Annotated in this window: 7 protein-coding genes; all 7 read left to right on the top strand. The window is 65.9% G+C overall.

The features are described from left to right. The first annotated feature begins 90 nt into the window (after nt 1-90). Complete coding sequence (locus AB0M22_RS22740) at nt 91-438, top strand: acyl carrier protein (protein WP_364730183.1); 348 nt, start codon at nt 91-93, stop codon at nt 436-438. 156 nt (nt 439-594) lie between these two features. Further along, a complete protein-coding gene (locus AB0M22_RS22735) occupies nt 595-1,842 on the top strand; it encodes a helix-turn-helix domain-containing protein (RefSeq protein ID WP_364730180.1) in 1,248 nt (415 codons plus the stop codon). A gap of 150 nt (nt 1,843-1,992) precedes the next feature. Further along, a complete protein-coding gene (locus AB0M22_RS22730; protein ID WP_364730178.1) occupies nt 1,993-2,835 on the top strand; it encodes a hypothetical protein in 843 nt (280 codons plus the stop codon). 40 nt (nt 2,836-2,875) lie between these two features. Further along, nucleotides 2,876-4,021, top strand: a complete 1,146-nt coding sequence (locus AB0M22_RS22725; protein ID WP_364730175.1) for a serine/threonine protein kinase — start codon at nt 2,876-2,878, stop codon at nt 4,019-4,021. 10 nt (nt 4,022-4,031) lie between these two features. Continuing rightward, on the top strand, nt 4,032-11,147 hold the full coding sequence (locus AB0M22_RS22720) for a type I polyketide synthase (RefSeq protein WP_364730172.1): 7,116 nt from the start codon (nt 4,032-4,034) through the stop codon (nt 11,145-11,147). Then, nucleotides 11,144-11,713 (top strand): hypothetical protein, encoded by a 570-nt coding sequence (locus tag AB0M22_RS22715; protein ID WP_364730169.1) that lies wholly within the window; start codon nt 11,144-11,146, stop codon nt 11,711-11,713. Before AB0M22_RS22720 ends, AB0M22_RS22715 begins: the two co-directional genes overlap by 4 nt. Further along, the gene (gene car / locus AB0M22_RS22710; RefSeq protein WP_364730166.1) at nt 11,677-15,165 is read left to right on the top strand and encodes a carboxylic acid reductase; all 3,489 of its coding nucleotides are present in this window, start codon (nt 11,677-11,679) and stop codon (nt 15,163-15,165) included. Before AB0M22_RS22715 ends, car begins: the two co-directional genes overlap by 37 nt. Nucleotides 15,166-15,233: the final 68 nt, after the last annotated feature.

Raw genomic sequence — 15,233 nt, 5'->3', positions numbered from 1 at the left:
GCGCCATTGCACGCGGTCCGATCATGTTGCCGGGTGGGTTGCCGTAACCGCTGCCTGGAACGTCGTTCCCGGTGGCGCGACGATCAAGGTATGACTGACTTCGCGATCGCGCTGGACCCCCAGCTGGTTCCAGACGTAATCACCGAACTGGTGCACCTCATCGCCCCGATCAAATCCGATCAAGTCGGCCCCGGCTCCGTATTGATCGACGACCTCGGTTTCCATTCGATAGCCGTGGCCGAGCTGGGGTTCACCATCGAGGACCTGTTCGGTATCGAGCAACTCCAGGAACGGACCACGTCTCTGGAGACGCTGGCGGAAATAATTGCCCTTACGCAGGAGGCGCTCGCCACGGGTGCGGCCACCTTGCCGACCTTGGCGCACCTGCAGTCGATATTCAGTCGCTTCGGCGGGGAGTGGCCCGGCGCCGCAGGCTGATTCCGGACGATTTGCTCCGCCATTGTTTGGCAGTCCGCCATTGGTAGCCGCGCGACCGGAGGGGAGCTATCCTGTGGTTCCAGGAGTTTCTGGGAGGATTGGCGGGGAGATATGGATAGAAACCAGCTTCGTGTGGCTTTGGCTAGTGGGCGAAAAATGGTGGGCTGGAGTCAGGAACAACTTTCCGAATATTCCAGTATAAGTGTCCGGACAATTCGGAATCTGGAAACCGGAGCAATACAGAATCCGCGTCGAACGTCGGTCGAGTTGTTATTCAACGCTTTGCGGTCGGCCACGCCCCATAGCGAATTCTCCCTTTCGATCGGGGCGATCGATGATCCGGTGTCGCGACTGGGTTCGTTTCTCGAGACGGACCTGCTCGTCACCGCGGTCGAGATTCCCGAGAACGCGGTCTGGGTCGGGCTCCGCCCGAAATCGGACGTAACAGTGGGCCGGCGGAGCGACCTGACACAGGTCGTGGCCGCCGTCCAACGCAGTCGGCTGCTCGTGCTCACCGGTCCGGTAGGGGTGGGCAAGACTCGGCTGGCGCTGGAGGCCGCAGCGCGGTTGCTCGACCAGTTCCCGGACGGCGTGGTCGTCGCCGAACTGGGGTTGCTGACCCCCGAGATCGTCGACCCGCAGGCCGCCGCGGCCGAGGTCGGGCGGGTGCTGAACGCGACGATACCGGTGGAGGCGGGGCCCGACGACCGGCGGACGCTGCTGGTGATCGACGATGTCGGCCACGTGCTGAGCGCCGTCACACCCTGGGTTCAACGATTGTTGACCCGGTATCCGGGTCTGCACATCCTGATGACGTCACTGCGTGCGCCGACCACGGTTCCCGCGGAGGTGTGGGAGGTGACGCCGCTGCCGGTAGACCAACCGGATGGGCCGTCGAACATTCCGGCGGCGGCGGAATTATTCCGCCGCCGGGCGCAGGCCGCGGTACCGACATTGGATCTCGGCGATCGGATGGTGAGCGTGCTGGAACTGTGCCGTCGATTGGGCGGGCTACCGCTCGCGATTGAAACTGCCGCGTTCCGAATCCGGTCGATTCCACTGGAGACGATGCTCGCCAAAAGATCGATACTGCCGATATTGGAACAGAACGGCGTCGGTGGTTTATCGCATCACCGGTCGATGCGGCAGAGCGTGGAATGGGCTTACGGATTGCTGGAGGACCGCCAGCGGCGGGTATTGCATTTGCTCGCGCGCTTGCCGGAGGAATTTTCGATCGATGAGGCGCTCGACTCGACGTCGGCTGACCACCAGGCGGACGTCGGCGATATCAACGTTTTGGCGGGACTGGTCGACGACTCGGCGGTCCAGGTGAAACGCGGTTGCCATTACGTGTACGAGGTTCCGAAACTGATGTGCGAGTACGTCAACACTTTGTCTGCCTGAGCACGGCGGCGCGGGAATTGCATAGATCGAAGGGGGAGACTGTTGCGTAACGATCGCAGTGCGACAGAATCTTGTGCGTCCGAGGATTCCGCCGATCGCGGGGAGTCGAGCGCATTATATCGAGCGGTTGTCCTTCCTGGTCTGGCTCCATTGACCGCGCACGATCTCCGGACAATCCTCGCGGTCGAGGACGAGCCGCTCGAATTGGCCGCCGGGATATGCGAATTCGATCCAGCCCGGGTGGTCGGCCGGCCGGGCGGTGACCCGCTCGAATCGACGGTGCACGAGGCGTTGCTGGCCGTGGCGGTGATTCGGCGTCTCCGCCGGGAACAGGGTCGTTGGACGGTTTTCTGCGGGTCGAGCGCGGGCTACCTGACGGCCATGCTCGGTGCCGGCGTGATCACGATGGAATCCTGTTTTCGGCTCATTCGGGAAATAAACGGCCGACAGACCCGGAATAATCGTGGTTCCACGATTATCGTCCTCGCCCTGTCGGCGAGTGACGCGCACCAGTTGGCCGAGACGATCTGTGTCGTCGACGATACCGCGCGGCTGTCGATCGACTTCGGTGCCGGTCTGGTGGGAATCAGTGTCGGTGGCGAGGTGACGGATTCGGTGCATAAGCTGCTGAACCGATTGAGCATCTTTGTGGTGGATATTCTCGAGGCCGCCCAGCACTGCCCGTATGCCGAGCCGAACCTCGAGGAGTTCTCGGTACTGACGAAGAATATCGAATTCCTGTCCACCACGTCGACCGTGCTGTCTCCGATTACCGGGAAACCGATGGAGAGCGACCCCGAGAATTATCGGCAGACGCTGATCGAGCAGTGGTATGAGCCGGCGAGTATCCCGCGGCTGATGGACGGCCTGTGTGGATTGCCGGGCGTCGAAGGAGTGGACGTGATAAGCCCGGAGAAATCGGTATTCGTCACCCGGTTGCGAACTCTGTTGCAGGGCAGGATCGAACACGATCTCATGGCGATTCCGAGCTGAGGCGAGCACATGGTAAGAGTACGAGAGGGAAGCTGACTAAATGAGTTCGAAAACCCTGAAACCGGTCGTCGATTCGTGGAACGAATGGGGCGCCCTGCACGAGATGGTGGTCGGCTCGGCCGACAGCGCATGCTTCGAACCTACCGAACCCGGCAACCGGCCACAGGTGCGTAACCGGCTGGACGAGCCGTTCCCCACCGGAAGTAAATCCGCGGATATGGTGGACCGGGCCAACGCGGAGCTCGACGGCTTGGTCGAGCTGCTCGAGTCGCAGAACGTGGTGGTTCGCAGGCCTGCTGCCCAGAACTTCGGATCGTCGCTTCGCACACCGCATTTCGAGGTCGCGAATCAGTACTGTGCGGTCTGCCCGCGCGACGTGATGATCACTGTGGGGAACGAGATCCTCGAGGCGCCGATGTCCCGGCGGGCGCGATACTTCGAATACGAATGCTATCGGAAGCTGGTCTACGAGTACTGGGAGGCCGATCCGCGAGTCACCTGGACGGTGGCGCCGAAGCCGACGATGTCGGACGGCATGTACCGGCCCGATTTCTGGGAGTGGTCGATCGAGCAGCGGCACCAGCAGATGCATGCCCACGAATTCTGTATCACTCAGTCCGAGGTGGTGTTCGACGCCGCCGATATGAGCAGATTCGGTCGCGACATCCTGGTGCAGGAGTCCATGACGACGAACCGTGCCGGAATTCGCTGGCTCAAGCGGCATCTCGAGCCGAAGGGCTTTCGGGTCCATCCGGTGCACTTTCCGCTGGACTACTTTCCCTCGCATATCGACTGCACGTTCGTGCCGCTGCGGCCGGGACTCGTTCTGACGAATCCGGATCGGCCCATCCGCCATGACGAGCTGGCGATGTTCACCGACAACGGATGGAAGCTGATCGAGGCGCCGGAGCCGGTGCTGACCAATGAGCAGATGCCGGCCTACTGCCAATCCTCGAAATGGCTGTCGATGAACGTGCTGAGCATCTCGCCAAGCAAGGTCATCTGCGAGGAGCAGGAGCGGCCGCTGCAAGATCTGTTGTGCAGCTTGGGTTTCGAGGTGTTCACCGTTCCGTTCCGGAACGTCTTCGAATACGGTGGTTCGCTGCACTGCGCGACCTGGGACATCCGCCGAGACTATGTCGACGAGGACTATTTCCCGTCGATGAAGTATCAAAAGTTGGGCTAGGGGGATTCGGATGCAGGACCGTGCCGAGAACGCCGACTCGACTGTTCCCGCACTGGTGGCGCGGCATGCGCGAGCAGCGCGCGCCGGGAGTGTGGCGATCGTTCACGGACAGCGGCAGATCAGCTATCGGGCACTCGACGAGCTGGCCGGGCGGATCGCGGCGCTCCTGCAGCAGGACGGCTTCGGCCGTGGCGATGTCGTGGGTGTGCGGATGGCCCGCACGCCCGCGGCTGTCGCGACGATGCTGGGCGTGCTGCGCATCGGTGCGGTGTATGTCCCGATGGATGTAGCCGATCCGGCCGACCGGATCGAGCACATCATCGCGGTCGCAGGCATCGGGCGGGTATTCGTGGACGCGGATGCCGGGGGCCTGCCCGGACTGTCGGCGCCGACCGTGGCGCTCGACGCGGAATGTCGTCCGGGGCCGGGCGCCGACATCCCCGAACCCGTTGTGGCGGGCGGCGATTCGGTCATCGCGGCCGCTCCGGACGATCCGGCCTATGCGATCTTCACCTCGGGATCGACGGGCGTGCCCAAGGGTGTGGTCATGCCGCACCGGGCGTTGACCAACCTGTTGACCTGGCACGACAGTGTCAGGCCGGGCACCTGTGCGCTGCGCACCGCCCAGATCTGTGCCGTGAGTTTCGATTTCGCGTTCCACGAGATCTTCTCGACGCTGTGCTTCGGCGGCACGCTCGTGTTCGGCGATGACGATGTCCGGCGAAATCCGTACGCGCTGGCGGCCTTTCTCCGGGACGAGCGAATCGAGCGGCTGTTCGTGCCGGTCGCGATGCTGGATCAGCTGGCACGCGCAGCGGCGGAGTCGGCGACCGGGCTGGTTCTGCGCGAGGTCGTCACGACGGGGGAGCAACTCCGGATCACCCGCGATATCAGAGACCTGTTCCGCCGCACCGGCGCGCGCCTGCACAATCACTACGGGGCCACCGAATTTCAGGACGCCACCGCACACACGCTCGCGGGCGAACCGGATGATTGGCCGGTTGTCGCCCCGATCGGCCGGCCGATCGCGGGCGTCTCGGTGCACATTGTGGACGACGCGCTACGGGAGCTACCCGACGGCGCGACCGGCGAACTGTGCGTTGCCGGCGTCGGGGTGTCATCGGGCTACCTGAGGCAGCCGGGATTGACGGCCAGCAGATTCGTGGCGAACCGATTCGGCGCGGGGCGGCTGTTCCGCACCGGAGATATCGCCCGGCGCCGATCCGACGGCACGATCGAATTGCTCGGTCGATCCGACGGGCAAGTGAAGGTGCACGGGATACGGATAGAACCGGGTGAGATAGAGGCGTTGCTGCTGAACCATTCGGGGGTGCGGGCCGCCGCGGTGCTCGCGCACGAGATCAATGGGCATGCGCGCCTGGTTGCGCACGTGCTGCCCGGTGCCGGTCTCGACCCGCGTGGCGGGGGCGCGGTGCTCGACGAATACCTTCGGTCGACGCTGCCGCCGCAGCTGTTGCCGGCGGCCTATAGCTTTGTGACGGCCCTGCCGATGACCGCCAGCGGCAAGATCGATCGTCGGCAGCTGCTGCCACCCGAGACGTTCGACCGGCTGGCGCCGACGCGTATGGTCGCCGCGAAGTCGGCGACCGAGCAGCTGCTGGTCGACGTATGGCGGTCGGTGCTCCGGGTATCCGCACTCTCGATCGATGACCGTTTCTTCGACCTCGGCGGAACCTCGATGCTCCTCGGCGCCGTGCGGCAGGAATTCGCTCGGCGGACCGGTCGCGAAATCCCCATGGTAGATCTGGTCCGCTATCCGACCATCCGGGCGATGGCCGGCTACTTGGACGAAACGACCGTGCCGCGGCGGGAGCGCGGACCGGGACCCGAGCGCACTACGGGCGGCCACGATATAGCGATCATCGGTATGGCCGGGCGGTTTCCGGGCGCCGGTGATATCGAGAAGTTCTGGCGGAACCTGCTCGACGGGGTGGAATCCGTGCGTTCGATGACCGGAACTGCCACCGATCAGCGGGACGCGGATCTGGCCGCGCACCCCGATTTCGTGGCCATGGGTGCGATCCTGCCGGACATCGACCGATTCGACGCGTCCTTCTTCGGTCTCAGCTCGCGGGAGGCGACGCTGCTGGATCCGCAGCAGCGCCTCATGCTCATGTGCGCGTGGGAAGCTCTGGAGCATGCCGGGTATGTGCCCGGTGCCGACAACACCGGGGCGGTAGGTGTTTTCGCAGGCTCGGCGATGAGCACCTATCTGATCAACAACCTGCTGCCGCATTTCGGCTACGGCGTCGAAAAGGCTTTCACCGAGGCGGATTTGGAGCAGTTCCAGCTCAAGCTCGGCAACGACGGAAACTATCTGGCCACCCGGGTCTCGTATCTGTTGAATCTGCGGGGACCCAGCGTCGCGGTCCAGGCCGCGTGTTCGACATCGCTGGTCGCCGTTCACCTGGCGTGTGCGAGCCTGCGATCCGGTGACAGTGACATGGCCCTGGCGGGCGCGGTGCACATCGTCGCGCCGCAGGAGTCGGGTTACCTGCACGAGCCGGGAATGATTCTCTCCGACGACGGTCATACTCGCCCATTCGATGCGAATGCGACCGGCACACTGTTCGGAAGTGGTTGCGGCGTAGTCGTTTTGAAGAGAATGGCCGACGCGCTGAAGGACGACGACCGAATCATAGCCGTCGTCAAGGGATCCGCGATCAACAACGACGGCAACGACAAGGTCGGCTTCACCGCGCCGAGCGTGCAGCGGCAGGCCGATGTGGTGCGGGCCGCCCTGCACACCGCTGGGATGCGTCCCGCCGACCTCGGATACGTCGAGGCGCACGGGACGGGCACCGCGCTGGGGGATCCGATCGAGGTGGCCGGCCTGGCCGCGGCCTTCGCCGACCAGCCGGCCTCGACGGCGCAGCACTGCGCGATCGGGTCGGTGAAATCGAATATCGGCCATCTGGACGAGGCGGCGGGCATGGCCGCGCTGATCAAGACCGCGTTGTCCGTCGAACGCGGGATGTTGGTGCCCAGCCTGCATTTCGAGCGGCCCAACCCGGAGATCGACTTCACCCGCACACCCTTCTATGTCAACACCGAGACCAAACCGTGGGCGCGGGCCGCGCTGCCGCGCACGGCCGGTGTGACCGCCCTCGGCATGGGCGGCACCAATTGCTCGGTGGTGCTACAGGAACCGCCGTCGCGGCCGACCGTGGAACGAGTCGATCACCAACCGTTCGTGCTGACGCTCAGCGCCCGGACCGGCACTGCCCTGGAGCAATTGTCGCGACGTTATCTCGACTACTTCGCCGAACACCCGGAGGTGAATTTCGGCGATGTGTGCTACACGGCGGCGACCGGGCGCATGCACTTTTCGCATCGCCGGGCATTCGCCGCTCATTCGACCGAGCAGGCGACCGAACTGCTGAATGACGCGTTGAGTCGTGACACCCCGGCGCCCGGGATCGGAACCCCGCGGTTGGGATTCGTATTCGCCGGGCAGGGCGCCCAGTACGCGGACATGGGGCGAGAGCTCTACCAGTGCCTGCCGATCTTCCGGGAAACCCTCGATCGATGCGATGAGCTGCTCCGCGAACGACTCGAACTGCCGCTGCTGTCGGCCTTGTTCAGCACTGCGGGACAGACGTTTTCGATCACCGAAACCGCCTACGCCCAGCCCGCGCTCTTTGCCGTCGAGTACGCGCTCGCGATGGTGTGGCGATCGTGGGGCGTCGAACCGGATGTCGTCGTCGGGCACAGTCTGGGTGAATATGTCGCCGCGTGCGTGGCGGGCGTCTTCTCGCTGGAGGACGCGCTGACATTGGTTCAGGCCCGCGGCCGGCTCATGCAGGCGCTGCCGGAGGCCGGCGCGATGGTCACGGTGAACACCGACGAGGCGACGGTCGGGCCGCTACTGGGCGCGCACTGCGCCGTGTCGGCGATCAATGGTGCGCGGTCCACCGTGATATCCGGCCGTACCGACGAAATAGCCCGCACCTGTGCTGAATTGCACGCCCTGGGCATTTCCTACCGAACGCTCGACGTGTCCCATGGGTTCCATTCGCCGTTGATGAAACCGATGCTCGACGAATTCGAGACCATCGCGCGGACCATTCGGTACCGGGAGCCGCGGATCCCGCTCGTGTCGACCGTGACCGGGGAGATCGCCGGTCCGGAGATCACCGACCCGCGATACTGGGCGAGCCAAATCGTCCGGCCCGTCCGCTTCCGGGACGCCGCCACCACGTTGCGGGCCGCGGATCTGCGGGCGGTGGTGGAGGTTTCGCCGAGACCGACCCTGCTGCAACACATCGACGAGCGCGTCGGCCCGGACACCGCGCTGATCGCCACCATGCGGCCCGATCGGCCATGGGCTCGGCTGTCGGCGTCGGTCGCTGCCGTGTACGCGGCCGGATTCTCGATTGACTGGCGTGCGGTCTTCGACGGACAGGGCTGTCGACGGACGGTCGCGCCGACCTATCCTTGGCAGGGCGAACGCTATTGGGTCGACGCGCCTCGATCGACGGCCGCGCAATCGGCCGGCCGGTCATTGCTCGGCCATCGGCTCGACCTCGCGGACGGAAGGGGAATCCGATTCGACGGCACCGCCGGACCCGCGACGATCCCGTGGCTATCGGATCACCGGGTCTTCCGGACGATTGTGTTACCCGGCGTGACCCATCAGGAAATCATCTTCGCCGCGGCATCGGAGGTCTACGGAGCGATTCCGGTAGAGCTGCACGATTTCGTCATTCACCGCGCCATGGACTTCCCGGATGCGCGAGCCGACAGGCAGCTACAGACCGCCTGGATGCCGGCCGATGACGGCTTCGACATCGTCGAGATCCATTCCCGCGCCGCGGGACAGACCTGGACCCGCAACGCCTCCGGTCGCGTGCGCAGGGCGGATCCAGCCCATGCGCCGGGGGGCAGCGCGAACGAGCTCGCCCGGCTCCGTGCCGAATTCGATGGGCACGAGGTGGACGTGGCCGAGATCTACGCCCGCGAACTGCGGCGAGACATCGATCTGGGACCGATGTTCCGGGTCACCGAACGATTGTGGCAACAGGGCCACGAGGCACTGTCGAAGATCTCGCTCGGTTCCGCGCTGCGCGCCGAGCTGCCTCGCCACCGGATCCATCCGGTGCTCCTCGAGGCGTGTCTGCTGGCAGTCACCGTCACCTATCCGGAAAAGCTCGGCCCCAGAACCTATGTGCCCCTGGGCTGCGACCTGCTGCGCTTCGAGAACGCTCCGGCCGCGCAGGGATGGTGTCACGTCAGGCTGCGTCCGCCCGCCGGTGACGACCCGGAAACCCTGCAGGCCGACGTGGTCTTGTTCACCCCGGACGGCGACGTGATTCTGACGATGACCGGGGTCCTGCTGAAACGCGCCGCTCCGGACGCGATGCTGCCGTCGCGGCGACGTCCGTCGAGTGAGTGGCTGTACACGACGCGATGGGTGCCGACCGACCGGCCCGCACGGACCGCCGCCACGGGCCGGTGGCTGGTCGTGTCGGATACCGAGTGGGCGAAGGAACTGGTCGAACGCGCCGAAACACTCGGCGTCGCATGCGATCTGACGACCGATATCCATTCGATCCGCCTGCCGGACGCCGATTACGATCTGGTGGTCATGTGCTGTGTCGGGCGAGCCGAGGTCGATCCAGCCGCCGACGCTGTCCGGCTGGGTCAGCAGTTGCTCGAGCTGATGCAACGGATCGGCCTGGGCACGATCAGCTCGCGGCTGTGCCTGTTGACCAGCGGTGCGCATTCGGTCGCAGGCCGATCGGTCACGTCCGCGGCGCAGGCGAGCCTGTCCGGCCTGGCGCGGGTAGCCGCAGCCGAGCTCCCGGAGCTGGCGCTCACCCACGTCGACATCGATACCGAGGTCGACCTCGACGCCCAATTATCCACGGCCTGTGCCGAACTCGCGTCGTCGGCCGCACTCGCCGACGATTCACGGGCCAGCCAGATCGCCTACCACGGCCAGGCCAGGCTGATGGCCAGGTTGGCGCGCCGGTCCGTGCCGTCGCCCGAGCCGAACCGCACGATTCACGCGGATCGCACCTATGTGATCACCGGCGGTTTCGGTGGACTGGGCCGCGAAACCGCGGGACTGCTGCATCGCGCGGGTGCTCGGCACATCGTGTTGATCGGTCGGCGCCCGCCGGAACCGGATGCTCGGCGGGTGGTGGACGAATTGGTCACGGCCGGAGTCGTCGTCGAGGTGGTGATCGCTGATGTCGCGGACGCCGGCCGGATCCGCGAGGTGTTCGCGCAGATCGAGGGCGATCCGCGGTGGCCGGCGGTGGCCGGGGTGTTCCATCTGGCCGGTGTGCTGGATGACGGCGTGCTCCTGCTCCAGACGCAGCAACGCTTCGCCCGGGTCATGGAATCCAAGGCGGTCGGGGCGTGGAATCTGCACACCGCGACAGCCGGCCTCGAACTCGACATGTTCGTCCTGTTCTCCTCGGTGTCCTCGCTGTTCGGCACGCCCGGTCAGGGCAGTTATGCCGCAGCCAACGCGTTTCTCGACGGGCTCGCGTCCTTTCGGCGCGGTCTAGGGCAGCGGGCGCTCGCCATTCAATGGGGATCCTGGGCGGAGGCAGGCATGAGCGCGCGGATGGGACGCGACTTCGTGCTCGAGCGAACGGGGGAGCGAGTCATCCCGAAAAAGGACGGCCTTGGGTTGCTGGGCATGCTGCTCGAAGCGGAAGTGACCGAGCCGGCCGTCGCCGTCCTGCCGATGGACTGGCCTCGCTTTTCGGGACACGATTCCGCGATCCTCGATGGATTGCTGGCCGATATGCCGTACAAACGGCTTTCCGATGCCGCCGAGAACCTACGGTCGCTGCGGACCCGGCTGGACACGACGACCGGAGCGCAGCGCCGGGAACTGGTCGCGTCCTTTCTGCTGGAAGTCGTCACGGATGTGCTGGGCGAATCGGTGGACCTTTCCACCGACGAGGACTTCTTCGTCCGTGGGCTCGACTCCCTCATGGCAATCCAGCTCAGGCGGGATCTGCAGTCCGGGTTCGGGTGTCCGTTGCCGTCGACGATCGTCTTCGACTATCCGACCCTCGATGCTATGGCCGAACAGTTGCTGAGTGTGCTCGACAACGATCGACGAATCCAGGAAGGGTGCGTATGAGCTCCACTGCGGGGACCGGGGTGGACCCGGTAATAGCCACGATTCTCGCCTGTGAGGCGGGATTTTGGCTCACCATTTTGCTCGGCATGCTGTTGCGCTACGCGCTGCGGCTACGGCGAGCGAGTTCGATTGTGCTGGCGTTGGTTCCGTTGATCGATGTGGTACTGGTCGTGGCGGTGGCGATCGACGTGCATCGAGGTGCGGAAATCACCGCCGCGCATTTGCTGGCGGGGATCTATCTCGGCGTCACCGTTGTCTTCGGCAAGTCGGCGGTGCGCTGGGCCGACTCGTGGTTCGCCCATTGGTTCGGCGGAGGTCCGCGTCCGCCGAAGCGTGCGGACCAGGGGTCGGAAGGTATTCGGGCCGAGCTGAAGTCGTTCGGGAAATGGCTGATCGCTGCCGCCATCGCCATTGTCGTGTGCTTCGGCCTGTCGGTGACCGTGGCAAATCCGGAGCAGGCCACCGCATTGCGCGGGGTCATGGATCCGTTGGAAATCATCACCGTTCTGTGGTTCGTGACCGGCCCGGTATGGCTGTTCGTCTTCAGGAAGGAGGCCAAACGCTGAACCCGTCCGATGGCCGGATAGCCGCGACGCTGGCCGATCGACAGGTGCGGGCGGCGATGCCGTCCCGGGAAATCGCCGAACGGCTGCGGCAACCCGATCTGCGGTTGGCGGAGATCCTCGCCACGGTCATCGACGGCTATGCCGACCGGCCGGCCCTGGCGCAGCGGGCCACCGCGCTCGCTCGCGACGAATCCGGGCGGCTCGTGCGGCGACTGCTGCCGGAATACACCACGATCAGCTATCGGGAACTGGGCGAGCGGATCGCCGCGCTCGCCGCGGCGTGGCGCCACGATGCCGAGATCGCCCTGCGGCCCGGTGATTTCGTCTGCACCCTCGGCTTCACCAGCAGCGACTACACCGTGGTGGATTTGACCTGTATACACGTGGGCGCGGTGGCGGTGCCGCTACAGGCCAATGCGCCAGTGGCGCAGTGGAAGTCGATCATCGCCGAGACCGAGCCGCGCATTCTCGCCGCCACACCCGAATCGGCTGGAGCGGCGGCCGAGGCGATTGCCGGCGACCGCACGGTGCGACGGCTGCTGATCTTCGACCATCATGACGACGACGAACGGCACAGCGCCGCACTGGAATCGGTCCGGCAGCGGTTGTCCGATGTCCCGGTGGTGATCGAGACGCTGGCGCAGGCGCTGGCCCGCGGGGGCACGTCGCTGCCCGCGCCGCGGTTCGTCGCGGCGCCCGGTGCGGACCCGCTGTCGGCGCTGATCTATACCTCCGGCAGCACGGGCGCGCCCAAGGGGGCGATCTACACCGATCGGCTGGCGGCCGCGATGTGGCTGTTCTCGCTGGAGATCCCGGTGCCCGGCTTGGTCTTCCAATATTTGCCGCTCAGCCACCAGTCCGGGCGGTTGATGCTGGGCGGGGCGCTCGCGCGGGGCGGCACAGCGTATTTCGCGGCCGCGAGTGATCTGTCCACCCTGTTCGAGGATCTCGCGCTCAGCCGCCCGACCGAGCTGTACTTCGTGCCGCGCGTGTGCGAGCTGGTCTACCAGCACTTCCGCAGTGAGTCCGATCGCCGGGTCGCGGCCGGGGAAGATCGGGCGGCCGCCGAGGACGCGGTGAAAGCCGAACTGCGCCATGGCGTTTTCGGCGGACGCTACCTGGTTGCCTGGTGTGTGAGCGCTCCGTTGTCGCCTGAGCTGAGTCGATTCATGGAGTCCGTGCTGGAGGTGGAGCTGCGCGACGGCTACGGTTCCACCGAGGCGGGCGGTGGCATCATCGTGGGCAATCGGTTGCGTCGCCCGCCGGTGCTGGGCTATCGCCTCGAGGATGTGCCCGAGCTCGGCTGCTTCGGCACCGACAAACCGTATCCGCGCGGCGAGCTGTTGCTCAAGACCACGACCATGTTCCCCGGCTACTACAAGCGCCCGGAGGTCACGGCCGAGATGTTCGACGCCGACGGCTTCTATCGGACCGGCGATGTGGTGGCCGAACTCGGGCCGGACCAGGTGGTCGTCGTGGATCGCCGTAACAATGTGCTCAAGCTGGCCCAGGGTGAATTCGTCGCGGTAGCCAAGCTGGAGGCGCTGTATTCGGCGAGTCCGCTGATCCGCCAGATCTATGTGCACGGCTCGGGGGAGTGGTCCTATCTGCTCGCCGTGATCGTCCCCACGCCGGAGGTTATCGCCCGCGACAGCGCGGATCAGGCAGCGGCACTGGCACATTCGCTGCGGGAGGTGGCCAGGCAGGCCGGGCTGAACTCCTACGAGATCCCGCGCGAGTTCCTGATCGAGACCGAGCCGTTCAGTGTGGCAGGCGGTCTGCTGTCCGGAATCGGAAAACCGTTGCGGCCCAAGCTGAAAGAACGCTACGGCGAACGACTCGAGCAACTCCACGCCGATCTGGACCGGCGGCAGGCCGAGGAGTTGGTGGCGCTGCGCGGCGCGGCGGCCACCCGGCCGGTGCTGGATACGGTCGTGCGGGCCGCGCGGGCACTGTTGAGCAGTGCGGCGGGCCCGGACACGCATTTCACCGATCTGGGCGGCGATTCGCTGTCGGCGCTGTCGTTCTCGACGCTGCTCGGTGAGGCCTTCGGGGTCGACGTGCCGGTCGGCGTGATCGTCGGCCCGGCGACGACGCTACAGCGACTGGCCGACTACATCGGTGCCGAGCGGCGCCGTGGTGGGCTGCGGCCGACCGCGCGATCGGTGCACGGTGACGAGAAACGGGTTCGCGCGACCGATCTGCGGTTGGACCGGTTCATCGACGCGGACCTGCTCGCGGGGGCCCGCGCGCTGCCGCTCGCACCGCAGCCGCCGCACACGGTACTGCTGACCGGCGCCAACGGGTATCTGGGCCGATTCCTGTGCCTGGAATGGCTGGAGCGCTTGCATGAATCAGGCGGAACCCTGATCTGTCCGGTGCGCGGCGACGATGCCGAGGCCGCGCGCGCCCGGCTGGACCGGGTCTTCGACAGCGATCCGGAGCTGAGACGGCATTACCGGAACCTGGCGGCGGGCACGCTGGAGGTGGTGGCCGGTGATATCGGCGAGCCGAATCTCGGTGTGCGCGAGCCACAGTGGCGGCGATTGGCGGCGACCGTCGATCTGATCGTGCATCCGGCGGCGCTGGTCAATCACGTGCTGCCGTATGCGCAGCTGTTCGGGCCGAATGTCGTCGGCACGGCCGAGATCATCCGGTTGGCGCTGACCGCGCGGCGCAAACCGGTGACCTACCTGTCCACGGTGGCCGTGGCAGATCAGATCCCGCCCGCGGTGTTCGCCGAGGACGGTGATATTCGCGAGATGAGCCCGGTGCGCGTGCTGGACGGCCGGTACGCGGGTGGGTACGGCAGCAGCAAGTGGGCCGGCGAGGTGTTGCTGCGGGAGTCGCACGAGCTGTGCGGGCTGCCGGTGGCGGTGTTCCGTTCGGATATGGTCTTGGCGCACAGCCGCTTCGAGGGTCAGCTGAATGTGGCGGATATGTTCACTCGGTTGCTGCTCAGCGTGTTGCTGACCGGTGTCGCCCCGAAATCGTTCTACGCGGGCGACGGCCGTCGCGCCCATTACACCGGGCTGCCCGCCGATTTCACCGCGGCGGCCGTCGCCGCCCTCGGCGCGCGGGCCACCGCGGGCTTCCAGACCTTCGACGTGCTGAATCCGCACGACGACGGAATCTCGTTGGACACCTTCATCGATTGGCTCGTCGAGGCCGGTCAGGCGATCGAGCGGATCGACGACTACGACCGCTGGCTGACCCGATTCGAGACCGCGCTGCGCGCCCTGCCCGAACACCACACGCCGCACACCGTGCTGCCGCTGCTGCACGCCTTCCGCAGCCGGGGACCGGCGGTCCCGGGTGCGCTGTTGCCCGCCGAGGGTTTTCGGCGCGCTGTGCAGCAGGCGGGCATCGGGACCGCCGGGGACATTCCGCGCATCGGGCCCGAGTTGATCGGCAAATACGTCAGCGATCTGCGCTCGCGGCGCCTGTTGTGACCGACCGGTGGTGGAGATAACTACAGGGGAAGTGGGAACTCAGCCCCAATGGCAGCGGGCCTCCGATC

This window comes from Nocardia sp. NPDC051756 (genome assembly GCF_040681495.1).
GTDB lineage: Bacteria > Actinomycetota > Actinomycetes > Mycobacteriales > Mycobacteriaceae > Nocardia.
Note: the sequence above shows the minus strand (reverse complement) of the source record. Positions and strands in the feature narration are given on the sequence as shown.

Coding starts and splice junctions, on each gene's coding strand:
- AB0M22_RS22715 (WP_364730169.1), top strand. CDS start 11,144: ATGAGCTCCACTGCGGGGACCGGGGTGGACCCGGTAATAGCCACGATT.
- AB0M22_RS22725 (WP_364730175.1), top strand. CDS start 2,876: ATGAGTTCGAAAACCCTGAAACCGGTCGTCGATTCGTGGAACGAATGG.
- AB0M22_RS22735 (WP_364730180.1), top strand. CDS start 595: ATGGTGGGCTGGAGTCAGGAACAACTTTCCGAATATTCCAGTATAAGT.
- car (WP_364730166.1), top strand. CDS start 11,677: ATGGCTGTTCGTCTTCAGGAAGGAGGCCAAACGCTGAACCCGTCCGAT.
- AB0M22_RS22740 (WP_364730183.1), top strand. CDS start 91: ATGACTGACTTCGCGATCGCGCTGGACCCCCAGCTGGTTCCAGACGTA.
- AB0M22_RS22720 (WP_364730172.1), top strand. CDS start 4,032: ATGCAGGACCGTGCCGAGAACGCCGACTCGACTGTTCCCGCACTGGTG.